This is a genomic window from Streptomyces sp. NPDC003034 (genome assembly GCF_053591375.1).
The window spans coordinates 261,897-284,053 of record NZ_JBSFTS010000005.1; the positions used below are offsets into that span (position 1 = coordinate 261,897).

Below are 22,157 nucleotides of genomic sequence, written 5' to 3' on the forward strand. Positions count from 1 at the left end.
TACGGGGAGAGCCGTGGGAGACGGCGGTCGGGTGCGGTCCGGGCTGGGCTTCGCAGTGATGTTCGGAGCGGGGAGCCGGCGGAGCCAGCGGAGTCAGACGTGGTCGACGACGCCCACCTTCCCCTCCGCGCGAGCGCAGTGCGCTCCGCAGAACCAGTGCCCCTCGACCTCGGCGCCCTGCCCGATGATCGGGACCCGGCAGTGCTCGCAGATGGGCGCCATGCGGTGGATGGCGCAGGCGAAGCAGTCGAAGACGTGCACCGCGCCCTGCGCGTGCACCTCGAAGGACATGCCGTAATCGTTTCCGCAGACCTCACAACGTGCCATGCGCCGCATGCTCCGCAAGGACGGGGACCGGAACAAGGTCCACCGGGGTGAGTCGCCGCCCCGGCACCCGGCCGGCGCAACGCCCGCGAGCTCCCGTCCTGTGGCCGGCCGGCTCAGGCCCCGGCCGGCGCCACGTCCCGCAACAGCTGGGTGAAGGCCGCCTCGTCGACGATCGGAGTGCCGAAGGACTTGGCCTTGACCGTCTTGGAGGTCGCCGAGTCCGGGTCGTTCGTCACCAGCAGACTGGTGAGCCGCGACACACTCGTCGCCACGTGCAAGCCCGCTTCGACCGCGCGGTCCTCCAACAGCTCCCGCTCCACGGAGGTGTCACCGGAGAAGGCGATGCGCATGCCCTGTTTGAGCGGTTTGCCGTCTTCGAACCGCCCCGGGTTCGGATGCGGGCACGGCGGCCGCTTGCGCGAAGGCCGCCAATTGCCGCTCTGGTACGAGGCCTGGTGGCCCACCCGCGGCATGAGGGGCGGGTCCGACCACTCCGTCAGCGGCCGGCACTCCAGCAGCGGCAGCCGTACGCCGTCCCGCGCGGCCGCGTGCAGCGACGGGCGGAAGGCTTCGGCCAGCACCCGGGCGTCGTCCAGCGCGTGGTGGGCGCGCTGCTGGACCACTCCGAAGTGCGCGGCGAGCGACTCCAGCTTGTGGTTGGGCAGCGGAAGATTCAGTTCCTTCGACAGGGCGATGGTGCACAGCCGCTGACGGACCGGCGCGGCCCCGGCGGTCCGCGCGTATTCACGGGCGATCATCTGCCAGTCGAAGCTGGCGTTGTGCGCCACCAGTACCCGGTCCGCGAGCCGGTCCGCGAACTCCTCGGCGATGTCCTTGAAGAGGGGCGCGTCCCGGAGCATGTTGGTGGTCAGTCCGTGGATCCACACCGGTCCCGGATCCCGCAGCGGATTGACCAGGGTGTACCAGTGGTCCTCCACATCGCCCTGCGCGTCGAGCCGGTAGACGGCGGCAGAGATGATCCGGTCGTCGCGAGCGAGCCCGGTGGTCTCCACGTCGACGACCGCGTACCCCTGGGGGTACGCGGTCGGCCAGATCGTGTCTGCGGTCGTACGGTCGTCGAGCATGGTCACAGAGGATATCGGCCCGGACCGACAGCGATGGCCCGCCGTCCTTCCGGCCAGGCCCGCCGCCGTCTGTCGACGTGTCAACTTCCCGCAGTTCTCGCCTGTCGGACCAGCCGCTGCGAACCGCGGGTAACATCCGCGCATACCGATCGGTAACAACCTCTAGCGGCCCGCCTGGAGGGGCCTCTATGGTGCGGGCATGCCGAACCTGCCCGATGTCGTGCTGTGGTCCATACCCGCCTTCGTGCTGCTCACCGTCGTGGAGATGGTGAGCTACCGGATCCATCCCGACGAGGACGCCGCCGGGTACGAGGCCAAGGACGCCGTCACCAGCATCGGCATGGGACTCGGCAGCCTGGTCTTCGACCTGCTCTGGAAGATCCCGGTCCTCGCCATCTACACAGCAATCTACGAACTGACACCGCTGCGCGTGCCCGTCCTGTGGTGGACCGTCCTGCTGATGCTGCTCGCGCAGGACTTCCTCTACTACTGGCAGCACCGCGGCCACCACGTGATCCGCATCCTGTGGGCCTGCCACGTCGTGCACCACAGCAGCCGCAAGTTCAACCTCACCACCGCCCTGCGCCAGCCGTGGACCAGCGCCACCTCCTGGCCCTTCTACCTGCCGATGATCGCCCTCGGCGTGCACCCGGCCGCGGTGGCGTTCTGCTACTCCGTCAATCTCGTGTACCAGTTCTGGATCCACACCGAGCGCATCGGCAAGCTCCCGCGCCCCGTCGAGTACGTCTTCAACACCCCCTCCCACCACCGCGTCCACCACGCCTCCCAAGGCGGTTACCTGGACCGCAACTTCGCCGGGATCCTCATCATCTGGGACCGGATGTTCGGATCCTGGGTGGGGGAGGGCGACAAGCCCGTCTACGGGCTGACGAAGAACATCGACACCTACAACCCGCTGCGCGTCGCCACCCACGAGTACGTCGCCATCGCCCGGGACCTGCGGGCCGCCGCCGACTGGCGCGAACGCGCCGGGCGCGTCTTCCGCGGTCCGGGCTGGCAGCCGGCCCCGGCCCCGGCAGGCGCGGCAACCGCGGCCACCGGCACACCGTCAGGGCCCGCCGCGCCGCTGGCGACCGCCACGCCCTCCGCGGACCGGCCGTCCCCGGCGGCTCCCTCCGGGCAGACGACTCCGGAGCACGCCGCGTGAGCGCCGGCGCCTCCAGCGCCTGCGGCCCGCCCACCGCACCATCCGGTGCCCCCTCCCGGGCCCGCCCGGCGGGCGCCGGAAGCGGCCCAGCCGCCCGGGTCCTGCTCGTCGCCTTCGCCCTCGCGGCCGCCGGCGACCTCGGCTCGCTGCTCGCCGACTGGCACCTCGGCCACGTCATCGCCAAGCCCCTGCTGATGCCGCTGCTGCTGGCCCACGCGCTCACCCGGGGCGCACCGCGCCTGCTGGTCGCCGCCCTGCTGTTCGGCTGGGGCGGTGATCTGGCCCTGCTCTTCGACGCCGAGGCCGCCTTCCTCATCGGCATGGGCTCCTTCGCCGCCGGACACGTCTGCTACCTCGTGCTCTTCGGCAAGCGGAGCGCGAGCCCCCTGCTCGCCGGGGCGTACGCCCTCGCCCTCGTCGGCGTGGTCGGCCTGATGTGGACGGACCTGCCGGCCGGGCTGCGCGCACCCGTCGCCGGCTACAGCCTGCTGCTCACCGCCATGGCCTTCCGCTCCAGCGCCCTGGGCCCGCACGCCGGGATCGGCGGGGCGCTGTTCCTGGTCTCCGACACCCTCATCGCCACCGGGGTCGCCGGATGGCCGCAGCCGCCCCGCCCGGACTTCTGGATCATGGCCACCTACCTGGCCGCCCAGTACCTGCTGGCCACGGCCGTGACGGCACGCGGGCAGGCGTACCGTAGGAAGGTCGCTCCCAGCATCCGAGGCACACGAAGCCCCGACTGAACGACCCCGAACCGGAGGACTGCACCACCATGCGCGCCACCGTCATCCACGCCCCGTACGACATCCGCGTGGAGGAGGTGCCCGACGCCGCGATCCGCCGTCCCGAGGACGCCGTCGTCCGCGTCCTGCGCGCCTGCATCTGCGGCAGCGACCTCTGGGCCTACCGGGGTGAAGCCGAGCGCCAGCCCGGACAGCGCATCGGCCACGAGTTCCTCGGCATCGTCGAGGAGACCGGCTCCGCGGTGGCCGGGCTGCGCGCCGGCGACCTGGTCGTCGCGCCCTTCATGTGGTCCGACGGCACCTGCGACTACTGCGCCGAGGGCCTCTACACCTCCTGCGAGCACGGTGGTTTCTGGGGCTCGGTGGGCCACGACGGAGGCCAGGGCGAAGCCGTCCGCGTGCCGCACGCCGACGGCACCCTGGTCAAGCTGCCCATCGCGGCCGCCTCCGACGACGCGCTGCTGACCGGCCTGCTCGCACTCTCCGACGTCATGGGCACCGGCCATCACGCCGCGCTCGGAGCGGGCGTGCGCCAGGGCGCCACGGTCGCCGTCGTCGGAGACGGCGCGGTCGGCCTGTGCGGGGTCCTGGCCGCCAAGCGCCTCGGCGCCGATCGGATCATCGCGCTGGGACGCCACAGCGCCCGTACGGACATTGCGAAGCTCTTCGGGGCCACCGACATCGTGGCCGAGCGGGGCGAGGCGGCCGAGGCCGCCGTCCGCGAACTCACCGGCGGCCGGGGCGCGCACGCCGTCATCGAGGCGGTCGGCACCGAAGAATCCATGCGCACGGCCGTGAACATCACGCGCGACGGCGGGGCGGTGGGCTACGTCGGCGTCCCGCACGGCAGCGGCACCGGCCTCGACCTCGGCGTGATGTTCGACCGCAACATCACCCTGCGCGGCGGTGTCGCACCGGTCCGCGCGTACATCCCGGAGCTGCTGGAGGACGTGCTCAGCGGCGCGCTCGACCCCTCGCCCGTCTTCGACCGGGCCGTCACCCTGGAAGAGGTCCCGGACGGCTACCGCGCGATGCACGACCGCAGCGCGCTCAAGGTTCTCATCCAGCTCTGACGTTGCGGCGTACGGCGCGGCGATGAAGGGGCCGGGCGGGCATCTCCCCGCCCGGCCCCTTCACGTGACACCGCGTACGGCCTGCCGGGCTGGTTACTTCACGGCCTTGAGGGCGTCGACCACGCCGTAGCCGTAGTAGCCGGTCTGGCCCCACTTGCTCTCACAGGTGGTGGCGTCGATCAGGGCGCCCTCGTTGTTGTAGATCTGCGTGGGGCAGGGCGTCTTCGTGGCCTGGCCCTTCAGCATCGCCTGGAGCTGGCGCGGCGTCGCCGACGGGTGCGCGCTCTTGAGCAGGGCCGCGACACCGGCGGCGTGCGGGGCGGCCATCGAGGTGCCCTGCTTGTAGCCGTAGCCGCCGGGGATGGTGGACAGTACGCGGCCGTTGGCGTCCGGGGTGGCCGGGACCTGCCACTTGTCGCCGCCGGGAGCGGCCACGTCCGCCACGCCCAGGCCGTAGTTGGAGAAGTACGACCGCAGACCCTTGTCGCCGGTCGAGGTCACCGTGACCACGCCGGGCAGCTGCGTCGGCAGGTCCGGGCAGACGCTCGGGTCGATGGTGCGCGGCACCGGCGTCGTGTCGTTCGGGCTGGTGTCGTCCACGATGGAGTCGGCCGACAGGTCCCAGTTCGAGTTGCCGGCCGCGGCGACGTTGAGCACGCCCTTGCGCTCGGCGTACCTGGTCGCCCGGGTGAGGGCCTCCACCAGCGCCTTCTGGTCGTCGTCCGTCTTGCAGTTGAAGTACCAGGGGTCGACGTAGTAGCTGTTGTTGGTCACCTCGATCCCCTTCTCGGCGGCGAACATGAAGCCGCACACGACCGCTTCGGTGAAGAAGAGGCTGCTCGCGGGCTCGCTCACCTTGATCGCCGCGATCTTCACGCCGGGCGCGACACCGCTGACGCCGACCCCGTTGCGCGGGGCGCCGATCGTGCCGGCCACGTGGGTGCCGTGGTCGCTGCCGTCGGCGTACGGGCGCCAGGCGCCCTCGGAGGTGTCCGCGACACCGCCGACGCAGTTGGCGGACTGCTCCTTGGAGAAGTTCGGGGCGAGATCGGGGTGGGTGTCGTCGACACCCGTGTCGATGACGCCCACGGTGACGTCCTGGCTGCCATCGTTGATCTTGTGAGCCTCGTCGGCCTTGATCGTGCGCAGGTCCCACTGGTTGGGCTCCAGCGGCTCCTGACCCGGTGCCGCGTCCGCCGCCGCCTTGGCGGCGTCCGCCGCGCTCAGCCGCTGGGTGGTGCCCTCCTCGTGGGTCTGCACGGTCTGCAGGGGGGCCGTCCGGGTGGCACCGACCGACACGAAGAGGCTGCGCTGGGCCCGCAGCTGCTTGGCGAACTCCGGGTTCTGGGAATGTGCGACGACGACACCGATCTGCTCATGCGCCGTCACCACCGTTCCACCGGCCCGCTCGATGGCCTTCCTCGCCCGCTCCACGGTGCCGTACGAGGACAGGTTCGCCACGTACGACATCTTGGGGCCGGAGGTGTCGGACTTCGAGGCCGCTGCCGCGTCCGCCGTGTTGCCCAGCGGAGCGGCGGATGCCGTGACCGAGGGCAGGAAGGCGAGCGAGGCGGTGAGCGCCAGGCCGACCGGTACGGCGAGGGCACGCCGGCGGCCGGATCCCAGATGAGCCATGGGTTCTCCACATCATCCTTGAAAAAAGCCGTCCGGGCGCGGTCGCGACAGACGGTCCATGACAGGCGAACCTAGCGTCCCCGTTCCCCTCTCCGCCATCAGTTCGAGACATCAGTTTCCAAAGACACAGTGGGTGTTGAACCGCCGCGACACGCCGACCGTGCCGTTGACAGGGGGGATCAGCACCACCGTCCCCCCACGCGGAGGTTGTTTTGTCCGTCGTCCCCACCGCACCAGCGTCACAAGGAGAGCCCCCCGTGACCACCGAAGCAGCGCCGCCGCCGGGCAGCGCGGGAACGCCGCCGGCGAGCCCCACGGACGAAGCGTTCGCCAGCGTCCAGCAGAGTGCCGAATTCGCCGAACTGCGCCGTTCCTACCGCTCCTTCGCCTTCCCGCTCACCGTGGCCTTCATCGCCTGGTACCTGCTCTACGTGCTGCTGTCCAACTACGCGGGCGGCTTCATGGGGACCAAGCTCTTCGGCAACATCAACGTCGCCCTCGTCTTCGGCCTCGCCCAGTTCGCGACCACCTTCCTCATCGCCTGGCTGTACGCACGGCACGCCGCCGCGCACCTCGACCCCAAGGCCGCGGCCATCAAGGCGCGCATGGAGGCCGGCGAATGAGCGACGGCGCGAGCACCCTCCACCTGACGACGGTCGCCGCGGGCGCCACCGAGCACCGGCCGCTGATCATCACCCTGTTCGGCCTGTTCGTCGTCGCCACCTTGATCATCACGGTCTGGGCCGGCCGCCAGACGAAGGACGCCGCCGACTTCTACGCGGGCGGCCGCCAGTTCACCGGCTTCCAGAACGGCCTCGCCATCTCCGGCGACTACATGTCCGCCGCGTCCTTCCTCGGCATCGCCGGAGCCATCGCGCTCTTCGGCTACGACGGCTTCCTCTACTCCATCGGCTTCCTCGTCGCCTGGCTGGTCGCGCTGTTGCTCGTCGCCGAGCCGCTGCGCAACTCCGGGCGCTACACGATGGGAGACGTCCTCGCGTACCGGATGCGCCAGCGGCCCGTCCGTACCGCCGCCGGCACCTCCACCATCGTGGTCTCGATCTTCTACCTGCTCGCCCAGATGGCCGGCGCCGGCGTGCTGGTCTCGCTGCTCCTGGGCATCAGCAGCGACGGCGGCAAGGTGGCCGTCGTCGCGCTGGTCGGCGTACTGATGATCGTCTACGTGACCATCGGCGGTATGAAGGGCACCACCTGGGTCCAGATGATCAAGGCCGTCCTGCTCATCGCGGGCGCGTTGCTGATCACCTTCCTGGTGCTGCTGAAGTTCGACTTCAACGTCTCCGAGCTGCTCGGCAAGGCCGCCGAGAACAGCGGACAGGGCGTCAAATTCCTGGAGCCGGGCCTGAAGTACGGCATGGACTCCACCTCGAAGCTGGACTTCATCTCGCTCGGCCTGGCCCTCGTCCTGGGCACCGCCGGCCTGCCACACATCCTCATCCGCTTCTACACGGTTCCCACCGCGCAGGCCGCCCGCAAGTCCGTGAACTGGGCCATCGGCATCATCGGAGCCTTCTACCTGATGACGATCGCCCTCGGCTTCGGCGCCGCGGCCCTGCTGAACCGGGCCGACATCCTCGCCTCCAACAAGGCGGGCAACACCGCGGCCCCGCTGCTCGCGCAGGAGATCGGCGGCGGCGCCGGCTCCACCGGCGGTGCGATCCTCCTCGCCGTGATCTCCGCCGTGGCCTTCGCCACCATCCTCGCGGTGGTCGCCGGTCTCACCCTCGCCTCCTCCTCGTCCTTCGCGCACGACCTGTACGTGAACGTCATCCGCAAGGGCAAGGCCACCGAGAAGGAAGAGGTCCGCGCGGCACGCTGGTCCACCGTCGTCATCGGCGCGGTCGCCATCGGGCTCGGCGCACTCGCCCGCGACCTGAACGTCGCGGGGCTGGTCGCGCTCGCCTTCGCGGTGGCCGCCTCCGCCAACCTGCCGACGATCCTCTACAGCCTCTTCTGGAAGCGCTTCACCACCCGGGGCGCGCTGTGGTCGATCTACGGCGGCCTGATCTCCTCGGTCGTCCTGGTGCTGTTCTCGCCGGTCGTGTCCGGCAAGCCCACCTCGATGTTCAAGGACGCCGACTTCTACTGGTTCCCGCTGGAGAACCCCGGCCTCATCTCCATCCCGCTGGGCTTCCTGCTCGGCTGGCTGGGGACGCTCCTGTCGAAGGAGAAGGCCGACGCGCAGAAGTTCGCCGAGCTGGAGGTCCGCTCCCTGACCGGCACCGGGGCCCACTGACACGGGCCACGCGAGCCCGCTGACACGCGCTCCATGAGTTCGTCCGAACACCCAGCGTGGCCGCGTCGTACTTCCCTACGACGCGGCCGCGTCGCGTCTCGTTCATTCGGGCACCGCTACATGTCACACGCGTCGCGTAGGCTCGAATACAGCGCAAGCACTGGGTGTTTCAATGCTGCGTGAACTCGCGTGTACCTCTACGGATCCGGACAGGGGAGGGGGCCCACAGTGCTTCTCGACACATACGGCCGCGTGGCCACTGACCTGCGCGTCTCGCTCACCGACCGGTGCAATCTGCGCTGTACGTACTGCATGCCCGAGGAGGGCCTGCAGTGGCTCGGCAAGTCCGATCTGCTGAGCGACGACGAGATCGTCCGGCTGATCCGCATCGCCGTGACGCGGCTCGGCATCACCGAGGTCCGCTTCACCGGCGGCGAGCCGCTGCTGCGGCCCGGTCTCGTCGGAATCGTGGAGCGGTGCGCGGCGCTGGAACCGCGGCCCCGCATGTCGCTGACCACCAACGGCATAGGCCTCAAGCGGACCGCGTCCGCCCTGAAAGCCGCCGGCCTGGACCGGGTCAATGTCTCCCTGGACACCCTGCGTCCCGAGGTCTTCAAGACCCTCACCCGCCGCGACCGGCACAAGGACGTCCTCGACGGCATGGCGGCGGCCCGGGAGGCCGGTCTCACCCCCGTCAAGGTCAATGCCGTCCTGATGCCGGGGCTCAATGACGACGAAGCCCCCGACCTGCTGGCCTGGGCCGTGGAGAACGAGTACGAGCTCCGCTTCATCGAGCAGATGCCGCTCGACGCGCAGCACGGCTGGAAGCGCGACGGCATGATCACCGCCGGCGACATCCTGCGGTCCCTGCGCACCCGCTTCGCGCTCGCCGAGGAAGGCGCCGCCGAGCGCGGCTCCGCACCCGCCGAGCGCTGGCTGGTCGACGGCGGCCCGGCCACCGTCGGCGTCATCGCCTCGGTCACCCGCCCCTTCTGCGGCGCCTGCGACCGCACCCGGCTCACGGCCGACGGCCAGGTGCGTACGTGCCTCTTCGCCACCGAGGAGTCGGACCTTCGCTCCGCCCTTCGCTCCGGCGCCGAGGACGAGGAGATCGCCCGCCTGTGGAAGGTGGCGATGTGGGGCAAGAAGGCCGGCTCCGGCCTCGACGACCCCTCGTCCTTCCTCCAGCCCGACCGCCCGATGTCGGCGATCGGCGGCTGAGCCCCGCTAGCCGCGGACTCCCTAGCCGTCGCTCAGCGCTCGCGCTCCGATCCCGGCGGCTGCTCCCACTCGCCGATCTTGACGACGTCCTTGAGGAAACCGCGGACCCCCAGGAACTGGGAGAGGTGTTCGCGGTGCTCCTCGCATGCCAGCCAGGTCTTGCGGCGCTCCGGGGTGTGCAGCTTCGGGTTGTTCCACGCCAGGACCCACACGGCCGCGCCGCGGCAGCCCTTGGCGGAGCAGGTGGGCGCCTCGGTGTCGGGGGAGCCGGGGTTTTCAGGGGAGTTCACGCCTCAACCCTACAAACCCCGGGGACGGAAAAACGACGCCGAGCAGCCACGGGGGGAGCTGCCCGGCGTCGGTCCGTCGCTCCGACGGGGGATGCGGAGCGCGTAGGCAGTATGTCACGCAGCACCCGGTGCGGTGCACCGGAACTTCATGATTGATCTGAGCTTTTCTTGAGGTTTCCCGGGCCCAGTTCCGGGTGCGTGGGAGTCGGGATGTAGTGCGAAGGCAGCGAGGGCGCCGACTCGCGCCCGGCATTGGCGATGACCACGGCGACGTAGGGCAGCAACGCCCCCGCGATCAGCGTCACGATCGCCACCGGGCGCTGCACGTTCCACAAGACCACGGTCGCGATGACCGACAGGGTCCGGATGGCCATCGAGATCACATAGCGCCGCTGGCGGCCCCGCACGTCCTCGGCGAGCCCCATCCGCGCTCCGGTGATCCGGAAGACCTCGGCGCCCTTCCGCTTCTGCCGCCTCTTCCGCTCCATGCTCCACCACCCGATCAGCCGCCGGACGCACCCCGGCCCGGACCCTTCCACCGTACGCCGCCCCCGGGGCCGCGAGGAGGCGGGGTGCACCCCAATGGCCCCGTCCGACATGCGGCGCCTGCAGGGCGGCCCGAGACTGACCGGACATGCGCACATCGCGCCTTGAGGAGGCGACATGCATTGGTTGTGGGCGATCATCGTCGGTTTGGTGCTGGGCCTGATTGCCCGGGCGATCCTGCCGGGCAGGCAGCACCAGCCGCTCTGGCTGACGGTGATCTTCGGAATCATCGGCGGTGTCCTCGGCAACGCCGTGGCGACCTGGATCGGGGTCGCCGACACCAGGGGCATCGACTGGATCCGGCACCTGCTGCAAGTGGCGGGAGCGGTCCTGATCGTCGGAGTCGGCGACATGGTCTACATGGCGCTCCGGGGCAAGAGACGCACCGCCTGAGCCGGCCGCTGAGCCGGACCGCCTGAGCTGGCTGCTGAGCCGGACCGCCCAGGCCGGCCGCTGATCCTGACCGCGCCTCGACGCGCCGGAGGGGCCGGTACGGACATCCCCGTCCGTACCGGCCCCTCCGAGGTGCGCCCGTAGGGGCCGCAGGACTCTCAGCCGGTGATCTCCACCGCAGCCAGGTTCTTCTTGCCCCGGCGCAGCACCAGCCAGCGCCCGTGCAGCAGGTCCTCCTTGGCGGGGACCGCGTCCTCGGAGGTGACCTTCACGTTGTTCACGTAGGCCCCGCCCTCCTTCACGGTCCGGCGCCCGGCCGACTTGCTCGCGACCAGACCGACCTCGGTGAACAGGTCGACCACCTGGGTGAGCTCCGAGACCTCGGCGTGCGGCAGCTCGGACAGGGCCGCGGCCAGCGTGGCCTCGTCCAGATCCGCCAGCTCGCCCTGGCCGAAGAGGGCCTTCGAAGCGGCGATCACGGCGGCGCACTGCTCGGCGCCGTGCACCAGCGTCGTCAGCTCCTCCGCCAGCGCCCGCTGGGCGGCGCGCGCCTGCGGCCGCTCGGCGGTCTGCGCCTCCAGGGCCTCCAGCTCCTCGCGGCTCCGGAAGGACAGGATCCGCATGTACGTGGAGATGTCCCGGTCGTCCGCGTTCAGCCAGAACTGGTAGAACGCGTACGGGGTGGTCAGCTCCGGGTCGAGCCAGACGGCCCCGCCCTCGGTCTTGCCGAATTTGGTGCCGTCCGCCTTGACCATCAGCGGGGTCGCCATCGCGTGCACGACGGCGCCCGGCTCGACCCGGTGGATCAGGTCGAGACCGGCGGTCAGGTTCCCCCACTGGTCGGAGCCGCCCTGCTGGAGCACGCAGCCGTGGCGCCGGTACAGCTCCAGGAAGTCCATGCCCTGGAGCAGCTGGTAGCTGAACTCGGTGTAGCTGATGCCCTGGTCGGATTCCAGCCGCTTGGCGACCGAGTCCTTCGTCAGCATCTTGTTGACGCGGAAGTGCTTGCCGATGTCCCGCAGGAACTCGATGGCGGACATGCCCGCCGTCCAGTCCAGGTTGTTCACCATGACCGCGGCGTTCTCGCCCTGGAAGGACAGGAACGGCTCGATCTGCGAACGCAGCCGGCCCACCCACTCCGCGATGGTCGCCGGGTCGTTCAGGGTGCGCTCGGCGGTCGGCCGCGGGTCACCGATCTGGCCGGTGGCGCCGCCGACCAGCGCCAGCGGGCGGTTCCCGGCCAGCTGGAGCCGGCGCATGGTGAGCACCTGCACCAGGTGTCCCACGTGCAGCGAGGCCGCGGTCGGGTCGAAGCCGCAATAGAACGTGACAGGACCGTCCGCGAACGCCTTGCGCAGCGCTTCTTCATCGGTGGACTGGGCGAAGAGCCCGCGCCACTTCAGTTCGTCGACGATGTCCGTCACGGTCTCTCGACTCCTTCGGATGATGGAATTGCGTCACTCAGTCTAGGTGGGTCAGACACCCTGGCTGACCGAGCTCATGTTGAAGTCCGGGATGCGCAGCGCGGGCATCGCGGCCCGGGTGAACCAGTCGCTCCACTCGCGCGGCAGGGTCTGCTCCGTCCGGCCGGCCTCCGAGGCCCGCGACAGCAGGTCCACGGGGGATTCGTTGAACCGGAAGTTGTTGACCTCGCCGACGACCTGCCCGTCCTCCACCAAGTACACGCCGTCCCTGGTCAGGCCCGTGAGCAGCAGACTCGCCGGGTCCACCTCGCGGATGTACCACAGACAGGTCAGCAGCAGGCCCCTCCCGGTGTCCGCGACCATCTCCTCCAGCGACTTGTCGCCGCCCGCGTCCAGGATCAGGTTGCCGAAGCCGGGGGAGAGCGGCAGCCCGGTCAGGCCGGCGCTGTGCCGGGTCGTCAGCAGCCGGGCCAGCTGGCCGTCCCGGATCCACTCGGTCGCCGGGATGGGAAGCCCGTTGTCGAACACCGAGGCGTCGTCGCCGGAGCTGTGGGCGATCACGAACGGCGCGGACTCCAGGCCCGGCGCGTGCGGGTCGCTGCGCAGCGTGAGCGGCAGCCCGGACAGCTTCTCGCCGATCCGGGTCCCGCCGCCGGGCTTGGAGAAGACCGTCCGGCCCTCCACCGCGTCCCGGGCCACCGCCGACCACATCTGGTAGATCAGCAGGTCGGCCACGGCCGTCGGCGGCAGCAGGGTCTCGTACCGCCCGGCCGGCAGGTCGATCTTCCGCTCGGCCCAGCCCAGGCGTACGGCCAGCTCCGTGTCGAGCACGGTCGGGTCCACGTCCTTGAAGTCCCGGGTGGAACGGCCGGCCCAGGCCGAGCGGGTCCGGTCGGGGGACTTGGCGTTGAGCTCCAGGGTGCCCTTGGGCTGGTCGTGGCGCAGCCGCAGGCCCGTCGAGGTGCCGACGTACGTGGAGACCAGCTCGTGGTTGGCGAAGCCGTACAGCTCCCGGCCTCCCGCGCGGGCCCGGGCGAAGGCCTCGCCGAGGGCCGGGGCGAAGTCCGTGAACACCGCCGAGGAGGTCTCGGCCGGGGCGTCGCGGAAGTCCGGCGAGGCCGGGGTCCCGGTCACCAGCGGCTGGGCGTCCTCGGCGGGCCCCGCCCCGCGAGCGGCGGCCTCGGCGGCCCGCACCAGCGGCTCCAGGTCCGCGGCGGTGACGGCGGAGCGCGAGACGACCCCCGAGGCCGTGCCCTCCTTGCCGTCGACCGTGGCGATGACCGTCAGGGTCCGGCCGCGGGTGACGCCGTTGGTGGTGAGCGCGTTGCCGGCCCAGCGCAGATTGGCGGTGGACTCCTCGTCGGCGATGACGACACAGCCGTCGGCGGTGGACAGTTCCAGGGCCCGCTCGACGATCTCGTGCGGCTTGGTGATGCGAATCGACGGGGTCATCGCCCGGCCTCCTGCGTGGTGTTCAGGATGTTCACGTCGCGGAACAGCGCGGACGGGCAGCCGTGCGAGACGGACGCGACCTGCCCCGGCTGGGCCTTGCCGCAGTTGAAGGCGCCGCCCAGCACGTACGTCTGCGGGCCGCCGACCTTCTCCATCGAGCCCCAGAATTCGGTGGTCGTGGCCTGGTAGGCGACATCGCGCAACTGCCCGGCCAGCCGGCCGTTGTCGATGCGGAAGAACCGCTGCCCGGTGAACTGGAAGTTGTAGCGCTGCATGTCGATCGACCAGGAGCGGTCGCCGACCACGTAGATCCCGCGCTCCACGCCCCCGATCAGATCCTCGGTGGACAAGCCGCCCGGATCCGGCTGGAGCGACACGTTGGCCATCCGCTGGACGGGCACGTGCGCGGGCGAGTCGGCGTAGGCACAGCCGTTGGAGCGTCCGAGGCCGGTCAGCTTCGCGATCCGCCGGTCCAGCTGGTAGCCGGTCAGAACGCCCTCCTTGACCAGGTCCCAGCTCTGCGCCTCGACGCCCTCGTCGTCGAAGCCGACGGTGGCCAACCCGTGCTCGGCGGTGCGGTCACCCGTCACGTTCATGATCGGGGAGCCGTACTTGAGGGTGCCCAGCTGGTCGAAGGTGGCGAAGGAGGTCCCCGCGTACGCGGCCTCGTAGCCCAGCGCCCGGTCGAGCTCGGTGGCGTGGCCGATGGACTCGTGGATGGTGAGCCACAGGTTCGAGGGGTCCACGACCAGGTCGTAGCGGCCCGCCCGCACGCTCGGCGCCCGCATCTTCTCGGCCAGCAGACCGGGAATCTGCTCCAGCTCGGCGTCCCAGTCCCAGCCCGTGCCGGTCAGGTACTCCCAGCCGCGCCCGGCGGGCGGGGCGATCGTGCGCATCGAGTCGAACTCGCCCGTGCTGCCGTCCACGGCGACCGCCGTGAGCTGCGGGTGCACGCGGATCCGCTGCTGCGTGGTCGAGGTGCCCGCGGTGTCGGCGTAGAACTTGTTCTCGTGGACGGCGAGCAGCGAGGCGTCCACATGCGCGACCCCGTCCGCCGCCAGCAGCCGCGCGCTCCAGTCGGCGAGCAGCGCCGCCTTCTCCGCGTCCGGCACGTCGAAGGGGTTGACGTCGTAGGCCGAGATCCAGGTCCGCTCGGAGTGCACCGGCTCCTCGGCGAGCTCCACCCGCTCGTCGGAGCCGGCGGCCTTGATCACCTTGGCCGACAGCTTCGCCATGGCCACGGCCTGCGAGGCCACCTTGGCGGCGCCGTCCATGGTCAGGTCCACGCCGGAGGCGAACCCCCAACTGCCCCCGTGCACCACGCGGACCGCGTACCCGAGGTCGGTGATGTCGGACGCGCCGGAGGGCTTGGCGTCGCGCAGCCGCCAAGAGGCGCTGCGAATCCGCTCCAGCCGGAAATCGGCGTGGTCGCAGCCCAGCGCACGCGCCCGGGCGAGCGCCGCATCGGCGAGCGCCCGCAAGGGCAGTGCGGTGAAAGCCGCGTCGATGGAATGGGGCACGGAAGTCCTCCCGTGGTCGGGGCCGGTCGCCTCGATCATGTCGCGCCCGGCGCTCTTGTGCCTACCTCTTTCTGTAGGGATTCGACAGAGCCCGTCCCAAGGCGCTGTCGGAGCCCGATTCTCCGTCCGGGGGATACGACCTATAGGTTTTTGGTATTCAGACTGCTAGCGAAAGGGTGATCTGTTGAGCCGCTCGGTTCTCGTCACCGGAGGAAACCGGGGCATCGGCCTCGCCATCGCCCGTTCCTTCGCGGAAGCCGGAGAGAAAGTCGCGATCACGTACCGGTCGGGTGAGCCCCCGGAGGCACTGACCTCCCTCGGCGTCCTGGCGGTCCGCTGCGACATCACCGACTCCGAGCAGGTGGAGCAGGCCTACAAGCAGATCGAGGACGCGCACGGCGCGGTCGAGGTGCTCGTGGCGAATGCCGGCATCACCAAGGACACGCTGCTGATGCGGATGTCCGAGGAGGACTTCACCTCGGTCGTCGACACCAACCTCACCGGCACCTTCCGTGTCGTCAAGCGCGCGAACCGTGGCATGCTCCGTGCCAAGAAGGGCCGCGTCGTCCTGATCTCCTCGGTCGTCGGACTGCTGGGCTCGGCGGGGCAGGCCAACTACGCGGCCTCGAAGGCGGCGCTGGTCGGCTTCGCCCGCTCCCTCGCCCGCGAGCTGGGCTCCCGCAACATCACCTTCAACGTGGTGGCTCCCGGCTTCGTGGACACCGACATGACGAAGGCGCTCACCGACGAGCAGCGCGCCGGCATCGTGGGCCAGGTGCCGCTGGGCCGCTACGCGCGGCCCGAGGAGATCGCGGCAGCCGTGAGCTTCCTGGCGTCCGACGACGCCGCTTACATCACCGGAGCCGTCATTCCCGTTGACGGCGGATTGGGCATGGGTCACTGATCACCATGAGCGGAATTCTCGACGGCAAGCGCATCCTCATCACCGGAGTGCTGACGGAGTCATCCATCGCCTTCCACGCCGCCAAGCTGGCCCAGGAGCAGGGCGCCGAGGTCATCCTGACGGCGTTCCCGCGGCCGACGCTGACGGAGCGCATCGCCCGCAAGCTGCCGAAGCCCGCCAAGGTCATCGAGCTCGACGTCACCAACACCGAGCACCTGGCCCGCCTGGAGGACCTGGTACGCGCCGAGCTCGGCGCCCTGGACGGCGTCGTCCACTCCATCGGCTTCGCGCCGCAGGACGCGCTCGGCGGCAACTTCCTGAACACCCCCTTCGAGTCGGTCGCCACCGCGATGCACGTCTCGGCCTTCTCCCTGAAGTCGCTGACCATGGCCTGCCTGCCGCTGTTCCCGGAGGGCGAGGGCGGCGCGGTCGTCGGCCTCACCTTCGACGCGCAGTACGCGTGGCCGCAGTACGACTGGATGGGCCCGGCCAAGGCCGCGCTGGAGGCCACCAGCCGCTACATCGCCCGTGACCTGGGCAAGCAGAACGTCCGCTGCAACCTGATCTCCGCGGGTCCGCTCGGCTCCATGGCCGCGAAGTCCATCCCGGGCTTCTCCGATCTGGCGGACGTCTGGAACCACCGCTCCCCGATGGAATGGGACATGAGCGACCCGGAGCCGGCGGGCAAGGGCGTCGTGGCCCTGCTGTCGGACTGGTTCCCGAAGACCACCGGCGAGATCATCCACGTGGACGGCGGTCTGCACGCGATGGGTGCCTGACGGCTCCTGCGTCCGTACGGCGGCGGCCGCGCTTCCCTTCCGGGAGGCGCGGCCGCCGCCGTTTCCGCGGGTGCTGACGCGGGTGCGGCCGCGTACTCGACCGGATGTTCGCCCCGTGACAGCATCCTCCCGAGTCGAAAACCTGGACAGATGCCTGCAAACTGACCGAGCCGGGATCTTCTCGGCTCCCGCGGGGAGGAGGTACGGAGTGCACCCGAGGCCGAGCCGAGCGGTATCGCTGCTGGTCACCTCCGTGATCCTGACCGGATTCCTGGTCCCGGGCGCCGCCGCACAGCCGGCGGGCGCAGCCGCCGAGCCCGCGGGCGCCGCCGTCCAGCCGGCGGGCGGCGACCAGACGCCCGGCCCCGCGTGGGAGGCCCCGGCCGTCGTGGAGCTCGCCGAGATCCCCGCCGAGCCACCCTCCCGGCCCCCGACCGCCTCCCGGGACCTCTTCGGCGCCGACTGCGACACCGAGATCGAGGGCTCGCGGGTGACGGCGTACTGCCACAACGGCTACCCGGAGACGGACCTGGTGCGGCTGCACGTGGAGTGCGACCGCTGGTGGGACGTGGACGGGGACAGCGCCGCCGTGGCCGTCGGACCGGCCGGGCGGGCCGAGATCATCAGTCGCTGCTGGAAGGAAGTCCGCTCGGCGTGGGTCACCCACCAGCGCCCCGCACCCTGACCCAGGGCCTTGCCCGCTCTTACCGGGTCCCGCCCAGGCAGGTGAAGGGGTACCCCGCCGCCTCGGCAGCGGCCGCGTCCCCGTCGCCGCGCCGGATCGCCTCGATCAGCCCGCCGTGGTCCAGATGGGAGGCGGGATCCAGCTCCGTGCCCACATCGGCCCGCAGCCAGTCGGCCACCAGCTCCCCGAGGTCCGCGTACACCTCGATCAGCACATCGTTGTGCGAGGCGGTCACCACGGCCATGTGCAGGCTCACGTCCGCCGCCACGAACCGCTCCGCGTCCCCGCTCGCCCAGGCCTCCTCGCGCCGTGCCAGCAGCGCGTCCAGCTGTACGAGGTCCCGCTCGCCGCGCCGCTCCGCCGCCAGCCGGGCCGCCGAGGACTCCAGGGTCGAGCGCAGCTCCGCGATGTGCCGCGGGTCGGCCCCGGCGAAGCGGCGGTGCATCACCCCCGCCAGCTCGCTGGTGGCGATGACGTACGTGCCGGAGCCCTGCCGGATGTCGAGGAGGCCGTTGTGCGCGAGGGCCCGCACGGCTTCGCGGACGGTGTTGCGCGCGACGCCCAGCAGCTCCACCAGCTCCGGCTCCGTGGGGATGCGGGCGCCGACGGGCCACTCGCCGGAGGTGATCTGGTTGCGCAGCTGCGCGATCACCTGGTCGACGAGCGCCGAGCGCCTCGGGGAGGTCAGGGGCATGGGTTCCTCTCAGCGGCGATTGGACAACCAATCATCCCATGATTCTATGATGGTTGAATGCACGACCACGAAACCCGCACCATGAACCGCCCGCCGGCCGCTGGGCGACGCGAAGACCGCCCGGCCGCCGCCCGGTCCCGCACCGCGGCCCCCGCCCCGGCCCCGACGTGGCTCGGCCCGGTGCTCGTCGTAGGGATCGTGCTGGCCGCCCTCAACCTGCGGCCCGCCATCACCAGCCTCGGCGCCCTCTTCGAGGAGACCCGCACCGGCCTCGGCATGAGCGGGACCGTCGCCGGACTGATCACCTCCGTCCCGGCCCTCTGCTTCGCCGTCTTCGGCGTGACCGCACCCCGCCTCTCCCGCCGCTTCGGCCCCGCGCCCGTCGTCTGCGCCGGCATGGCCGCCGTCACCGCGGGCCTGCTGATCCGCTCCTTCGCCACCGGCGCCACCGGGTTCCTCGCCGCCAGCGCCCTGTCCCTGGCCGGCATAGCCCTGACCAACGTCCTGCTCCCGGTGATCGTCAAGCGCCACTTCCCGGACCGGGTCGGCACGATGACCGGCGTCTACTCCATGGCGCTGGCCGCCGGCACCTCGCTGGCCGCGGCCGCGACCGTCCCGATGACCGCCGCCCTCGGGGGCGGCTGGCGCACCGGCCTGGGGATCTGGGCGGTGCTCGCGCTGGTCGCCGTACTGCCCTGGATCCCCATCGCCCGCGCCTCCCGCCGGGCCCAGCGGGCCGAGCGCGCCGCCGTGGACGCCGACTCCGCGGGCGGTGTACGCACCGACGCGGGCCCGCGGGTCCTGCGCAGCCGCACCGCCTGGGCCCTCGGCTGCTACTTCGGCCTCCAGGCCACCGGCGCGTACATCACCATGGGCTGGCTCCCGCAGATCTTCCGCGACGCAGGGGTCTCGGCCTCCACCGCCGGAGTACTGCTCGCCGTCACCATGGTCATGGGCGTCCCGCTGGCCTTCGTCATCCCCGGTCTGGCCGGCCGGATGAGGAACCAGGGTGCCATCGCCCTCGTCCTCGGCCTCTTCGGCTTCGCCGGCTACCTCGGGCTCTACCTCGCCCCCGCCGCCGGCGCCTGGGCCTGGGCGCTCCTGCTGGGCGTCTCCAACTGCGCCTTCCCGCTCGTCATCACCCTGATCGGGCTGCGCGCCAAGTCCCCGGCCGGCGTCGCCAAGCTCTCCGCCTTCGCCCAGAGCACCGGGTACCTCATCTCCATCCCCGGTCCGCTGCTGATCGGCGCCCTCTACCAGCACAGCGGCGGCTGGGACCTGCCCCTCGCCCTGATGGCCGGACTGCTGGTCCCGCAGATGGCCCTGGGCGTCCTGGCCGGCCGGGACCGCACCATCGAGGACGAATGCGGCATGCGAAACTGATGGACATGTCGCCCGTACTGGAACCGAATCCCCAGAACAGTCACAAGAAGCTCGGCATCGTGCTCGGCGCGATGCTCGCCGTGACCGTGATCATCGCCGTCATCGCGACGATCGCCTCACCGTGAGCCGGGCCGGTGGCCGCAGGAGCTCCAGCGCCTGCCGTGGGTGGGGCTAACCCCACCCACCCTTAGGGGGCCAGGCTCAGGGTGAAGTGGGGTGCGCCCCGGATGGGGACGGTGTCCCCGGATCCATAGATTCGAAGACATCGAGCCCGTCCCGTCCGCACACCCACGGAGGCGGCCATGTCGGCCCCCACGCACACCCGGCCCGTCTCCGCCGGCCTCCCCGCCCGCCCACATCCCTCCGGCCACCGCGCCGGTGCGGGTGCGAGCGCGAGTACCCGGCTGCACTGGTGGGCCTTGGCCCTGCCCGCGCTCGGCTTCGGCCTCCTCCTGCTGCTCCTCGGTGGATCCGGCGAGGCCCATGCAGCCCCCGGTGAGACCTCCGCACTCCTCCAGCTCCTCGAAAGCCTGCTGGGCGTCCTCAGCTGACGGCGGCGCGCCCGCACGCCCCGCACACCCCCGGGTGAGGGCCCCCAACACCTTGCGCCCCGCGGCTCGTTTCATGCGAAGCTGGGAGTCATGAGCGCCGATACAACCCGCAGGATCGCCCTCCTCCGGCACGCCAAGGCCGACTGGCCCCCGGTGTCCGACCACGAGCGCCCGCTGGCGGAGCGAGGCCGCCACGACGCGCCGGCCGCCGGTCTGAAGCTCGCCGAAACCGGTATCTCCTTCGACCTGGCCCTGTGCTCCACCGCCGCCCGCACCCGGGAGACCTGGAAGCTGGCCGTCCAGAAGCTGCCGCACCGGCCGAAGACCGTGTACGAGGAGAGGCTGTACGACGCCTCGCTGGGCGAGCTCATCGCCCTGCTGAACGAGACTTCCGACGAGGTCGCCGACCTCGTCGTCATCGGGCACAACCCGGGCATGCACGCCCTCGCCGACGCCCTCCCGGGCCGCGCGGAGGGCGACACCCTGGCGCGGCTGACCCGTACCGGATTCCCCACGGCGTCGCTGGCCATCGTGTCCTTCACCGGCCCGTGGAAGTCCCTGGAACACGGAGTGGGCACGCTGGTGGAGTTCTGGACCCCCAAGGATCACTGACCGGGCACGTGAGCGGGCCCCGGCCGCCGCACCGGCTGCCGGGGCCCGCCGCGTTCGTACGGGCCGGGGGAGTCGTACGGGTCGTACGCGGCGTACGCGTCGTACGGATCAGCCGAGGTCGGCGGCCTCGACCTCTTCGCGGGTGATCCCGAGCAGGTACAGCACCGCGTCCAGGAACGGCACGTTCACGGCGGTGTGGGCGGCCTCGCGGACCACGGGCTTGGCATTGAAGGCAACGCCCAGCCCGGCCGCGTTCAGCATGTCCAGGTCGTTCGCGCCGTCACCGATGGCCACCGTCTGGGCCAGCGGTACGCCGGCCTCCGCGGCGAAGCGACGCAGCAGCCGGGCCTTGCCCGCCCGGTCCACGATCTCGCCGGTGACCCGCCCGGTAAGCTTCCCGTCGACGATCTCCAGGGTGTTCGCCGAGGCGAAGTCCAGCCCCAGCCGTTCCCGCAGGTCGTCCGTCACCTGGGTGAACCCGCCGGAGACCACGCCGACCTGGTAGCCGAGCCGCTTGAGGGTGCGGATCAGGGTCCGGGCGCCGGGCGTCAGCTGCACCTCGGAGCGGACCTTGTCCACCACGGAGGCGTCCAGGCCCGCCAGCAGCGCCACCCGGGCGTGCAGCGACTGCTCGAAGTCCAGCTCGCCGCGCATGGCCCGCTCGGTGACCTCGGCCACCTCGGCCTCGCAGCCCGCGTGCGCGGCGAAGAGCTCGATGACCTCGTCCTGGATCAGCGTCGAGTCCACGTCCATGACGACCAGGCGCTGGGCCCGGCGGTGCAGCCCGGCCGAGACCACGGCCACGTCCACGCCGATGTGCGCGGCCGCCGTGGCCAGCGCGGTGCGCAGCGGTTCGGTCTCGCAACCGGAGACGGCGAACTCGACGGCCGTCACCGGGTACTTGGCGAGACGGAAGATGCGGTCGATGTTGCCGCCGGTCGCGGTGATCCTGGCCGCTATGGCCGCCGTGGACTCGGCGGTGAGCGGGTGCCCGAGCACGGTGACGTGGGAGCGGCCGCTGCCGCGCGGCCGGTTGTCACCGGTGCCGGAGAGGATCTCGGCCTGCATCTTGAGCGACTCGGCCCAGCTGTGGACGGTGGCCCGCAGTTCGCCCTCGGTACCGCCGACGGGCTCGGTGACGAGGGCGCACAGGACGATGCGGCCGCGGGTGACGACCTGCTCGATGTCGACGACATCGACGGAGTAGGCGGCGAGGGTGTCGAACAGCCCGGCGGTGATCCCGGGACGGTCCTTGCCGAAGATCTTGACGAGGAGGGTGGGGACCTCGGAGTTCTGCGAAGCGCTCATGGTTCTCTCACCGTATCTTCCCTCACCCCCCAGGTGGACCCCCGTCCCACCCTGCGAGCCCCACCCCCTCCTGTACATACCGCTCCGCCCCCCCGCAGCACCGGCCG

At 71.1% G+C, this 22,157-nt stretch carries 24 protein-coding genes; 14 read left to right on the forward strand and 10 right to left on the reverse strand.

All coding sequences use genetic code 11. The features are described from left to right. Positions 1 to 93: 93 nt before the first annotated feature. Both ACWDX7_RS08995 and ACWDX7_RS09000 read right to left on the reverse strand, forming a co-directional pair. On the reverse strand, positions 94 to 327 hold the full coding sequence (locus ACWDX7_RS08995; RefSeq protein WP_451492345.1) for a hypothetical protein: 234 nt from the start codon (positions 325 to 327) through the stop codon (positions 94 to 96). Positions 328 to 440: 113 nt separating this feature from the next. Next, positions 441 to 1,418 (reverse strand): DEDDh family exonuclease, encoded by a 978-nt coding sequence (locus ACWDX7_RS09000; RefSeq protein ID WP_451492346.1) that lies wholly within the window; start codon positions 1,416 to 1,418, stop codon positions 441 to 443. A gap of 193 nt (positions 1,419 to 1,611) precedes the next feature. Here ACWDX7_RS09000 and ACWDX7_RS09005 point away from each other — a divergent pair, with 193 nt between their 5' ends. From ACWDX7_RS09005 to ACWDX7_RS09015, 3 genes are read left to right on the forward strand one after another with little or no spacing between them, the layout of a single operon-like run. Next, complete coding sequence (locus tag ACWDX7_RS09005; RefSeq protein ID WP_451492347.1) at positions 1,612 to 2,580, forward strand: sterol desaturase family protein; 969 nt, start codon at positions 1,612 to 1,614, stop codon at positions 2,578 to 2,580. After that, positions 2,577 to 3,323, forward strand: coding sequence for a lysoplasmalogenase (locus tag ACWDX7_RS09010; RefSeq protein ID WP_451492348.1), 747 nt, complete (start codon positions 2,577 to 2,579; stop codon positions 3,321 to 3,323). Before ACWDX7_RS09005 ends, ACWDX7_RS09010 begins: the two co-directional genes overlap by 4 nt. A gap of 29 nt (positions 3,324 to 3,352) precedes the next feature. Then, the gene (locus ACWDX7_RS09015; RefSeq protein WP_451492349.1) at positions 3,353 to 4,396 is read left to right on the forward strand and encodes a zinc-dependent alcohol dehydrogenase family protein; all 1,044 of its coding nucleotides are present in this window, start codon (positions 3,353 to 3,355) and stop codon (positions 4,394 to 4,396) included. Positions 4,397 to 4,489: 93 nt separating this feature from the next. Here the strand turns inward: ACWDX7_RS09015 and ACWDX7_RS09020 are convergent, their stop codons facing one another. Beyond that, a complete protein-coding gene (locus ACWDX7_RS09020; protein ID WP_451492350.1) occupies positions 4,490 to 6,031 on the reverse strand; it encodes a S8 family serine peptidase in 1,542 nt (513 codons plus the stop codon). Positions 6,032 to 6,288: 257 nt separating this feature from the next. Between ACWDX7_RS09020 and ACWDX7_RS09025 the strand changes: the two genes are divergently transcribed. The 3 genes from ACWDX7_RS09025 to moaA all read left to right on the forward strand — a co-directional run bounded on the left by ACWDX7_RS09025 (position 6,289) and on the right by moaA (position 9,509). Further along, positions 6,289 to 6,654 carry a DUF485 domain-containing protein gene (locus ACWDX7_RS09025; protein WP_451492351.1) on the forward strand — a complete coding sequence of 122 codons (366 nt, stop codon included), beginning with the start codon at positions 6,289 to 6,291 and terminating at the stop codon, positions 6,652 to 6,654. Next, a complete protein-coding gene (locus tag ACWDX7_RS09030) occupies positions 6,651 to 8,288 on the forward strand; it encodes a solute symporter family protein (protein ID WP_451492352.1) in 1,638 nt (545 codons plus the stop codon). The genes ACWDX7_RS09025 and ACWDX7_RS09030 overlap by 4 nt, the downstream gene beginning before the upstream one ends. Positions 8,289 to 8,516: 228 nt before the next feature. Then, positions 8,517 to 9,509 carry a GTP 3',8-cyclase MoaA gene (gene moaA / locus ACWDX7_RS09035; RefSeq protein WP_451492353.1) on the forward strand — a complete coding sequence of 331 codons (993 nt, stop codon included), beginning with the start codon at positions 8,517 to 8,519 and terminating at the stop codon, positions 9,507 to 9,509. A gap of 32 nt (positions 9,510 to 9,541) precedes the next feature. On the opposite strand, the gene ACWDX7_RS09040 is transcribed toward moaA, so the two are convergent. After that, positions 9,542 to 9,799, reverse strand: a complete 258-nt coding sequence (locus ACWDX7_RS09040) for a hypothetical protein (RefSeq protein ID WP_451492354.1) — start codon at positions 9,797 to 9,799, stop codon at positions 9,542 to 9,544. A 146-nt stretch (positions 9,800 to 9,945) separates the two neighbouring features. Then, positions 9,946 to 10,287: a DUF3099 domain-containing protein gene (locus tag ACWDX7_RS09045; RefSeq protein ID WP_451492355.1), complete on the reverse strand. Its 342-nt coding sequence runs from the start codon at positions 10,285 to 10,287 to the stop codon at positions 9,946 to 9,948. 175 nt (positions 10,288 to 10,462) lie between these two features. Between ACWDX7_RS09045 and ACWDX7_RS09050 the strand changes: the two genes are divergently transcribed. After that, on the forward strand, positions 10,463 to 10,738 hold the full coding sequence (locus ACWDX7_RS09050; protein ID WP_451492356.1) for a GlsB/YeaQ/YmgE family stress response membrane protein: 276 nt from the start codon (positions 10,463 to 10,465) through the stop codon (positions 10,736 to 10,738). Between the two features lie 158 nt (positions 10,739 to 10,896). Here ACWDX7_RS09050 and tyrS read toward each other — a convergent pair whose 3' ends face one another. The 3 genes from tyrS to ACWDX7_RS09065 are packed head-to-tail and all read right to left on the reverse strand — an operon-like array spanning position 10,897 to position 15,134. Continuing rightward, positions 10,897 to 12,162, reverse strand: a complete 1,266-nt coding sequence (tyrS, locus tag ACWDX7_RS09055; RefSeq protein ID WP_451492357.1) for a tyrosine--tRNA ligase — start codon at positions 12,160 to 12,162, stop codon at positions 10,897 to 10,899. Positions 12,163 to 12,213: 51 nt separating this feature from the next. Further along, complete coding sequence (locus ACWDX7_RS09060) at positions 12,214 to 13,614, reverse strand: metallopeptidase TldD-related protein (protein ID WP_451492358.1); 1,401 nt, start codon at positions 13,612 to 13,614, stop codon at positions 12,214 to 12,216. Beyond that, positions 13,611 to 15,134, reverse strand: a complete 1,524-nt coding sequence (locus ACWDX7_RS09065) for a TldD/PmbA family protein (protein ID WP_451492359.1) — start codon at positions 15,132 to 15,134, stop codon at positions 13,611 to 13,613. Before ACWDX7_RS09065 ends, ACWDX7_RS09060 begins: the two co-directional genes overlap by 4 nt. A gap of 184 nt (positions 15,135 to 15,318) precedes the next feature. Here ACWDX7_RS09065 and fabG point away from each other — a divergent pair, with 184 nt between their 5' ends. The 3 genes from fabG to ACWDX7_RS09080 all read left to right on the forward strand — a co-directional run bounded on the left by fabG (position 15,319) and on the right by ACWDX7_RS09080 (position 17,502). After that, complete coding sequence (fabG, locus tag ACWDX7_RS09070; RefSeq protein ID WP_451492360.1) at positions 15,319 to 16,038, forward strand: 3-oxoacyl-[acyl-carrier-protein] reductase; 720 nt, start codon at positions 15,319 to 15,321, stop codon at positions 16,036 to 16,038. A 5-nt stretch (positions 16,039 to 16,043) separates the two neighbouring features. Next, positions 16,044 to 16,817 carry an enoyl-ACP reductase FabI gene (gene fabI, locus ACWDX7_RS09075; RefSeq protein ID WP_451492361.1) on the forward strand — a complete coding sequence of 258 codons (774 nt, stop codon included), beginning with the start codon at positions 16,044 to 16,046 and terminating at the stop codon, positions 16,815 to 16,817. 208 nt (positions 16,818 to 17,025) lie between these two features. Beyond that, a complete protein-coding gene (locus tag ACWDX7_RS09080; protein WP_451492362.1) occupies positions 17,026 to 17,502 on the forward strand; it encodes a hypothetical protein in 477 nt (158 codons plus the stop codon). 19 nt (positions 17,503 to 17,521) lie between these two features. Here ACWDX7_RS09080 and ACWDX7_RS09085 read toward each other — a convergent pair whose 3' ends face one another. Further along, positions 17,522 to 18,196: a FadR/GntR family transcriptional regulator gene (locus tag ACWDX7_RS09085; protein ID WP_451492363.1), complete on the reverse strand. Its 675-nt coding sequence runs from the start codon at positions 18,194 to 18,196 to the stop codon at positions 17,522 to 17,524. A 57-nt stretch (positions 18,197 to 18,253) separates the two neighbouring features. On the opposite strand from ACWDX7_RS09085, the gene ACWDX7_RS09090 reads away from it, so the two are divergent. From ACWDX7_RS09090 to ACWDX7_RS09105, 4 genes are all read left to right on the forward strand, one after another. Then, positions 18,254 to 19,579, forward strand: coding sequence for a CynX/NimT family MFS transporter (locus ACWDX7_RS09090; protein WP_451492364.1), 1,326 nt, complete (start codon positions 18,254 to 18,256; stop codon positions 19,577 to 19,579). Then, on the forward strand, positions 19,579 to 19,704 hold the full coding sequence (locus ACWDX7_RS09095) for an SGM_5486 family transporter-associated protein (RefSeq protein WP_451492381.1): 126 nt from the start codon (positions 19,579 to 19,581) through the stop codon (positions 19,702 to 19,704). Before ACWDX7_RS09090 ends, ACWDX7_RS09095 begins: the two co-directional genes overlap by 1 nt. 177 nt (positions 19,705 to 19,881) lie before the next feature. Then, positions 19,882 to 20,130: a hypothetical protein gene (locus ACWDX7_RS09100; RefSeq protein ID WP_451492365.1), complete on the forward strand. Its 249-nt coding sequence runs from the start codon at positions 19,882 to 19,884 to the stop codon at positions 20,128 to 20,130. A gap of 90 nt (positions 20,131 to 20,220) precedes the next feature. Next, a complete protein-coding gene (locus tag ACWDX7_RS09105; protein ID WP_451492366.1) occupies positions 20,221 to 20,742 on the forward strand; it encodes a SixA phosphatase family protein in 522 nt (173 codons plus the stop codon). Positions 20,743 to 20,850: 108 nt separating this feature from the next. Here the strand turns inward: ACWDX7_RS09105 and serB are convergent, their stop codons facing one another. Beyond that, complete coding sequence (serB, locus tag ACWDX7_RS09110; RefSeq protein WP_451492367.1) at positions 20,851 to 22,050, reverse strand: phosphoserine phosphatase SerB; 1,200 nt, start codon at positions 22,048 to 22,050, stop codon at positions 20,851 to 20,853. Positions 22,051 to 22,157 lie beyond the last annotated feature (107 nt).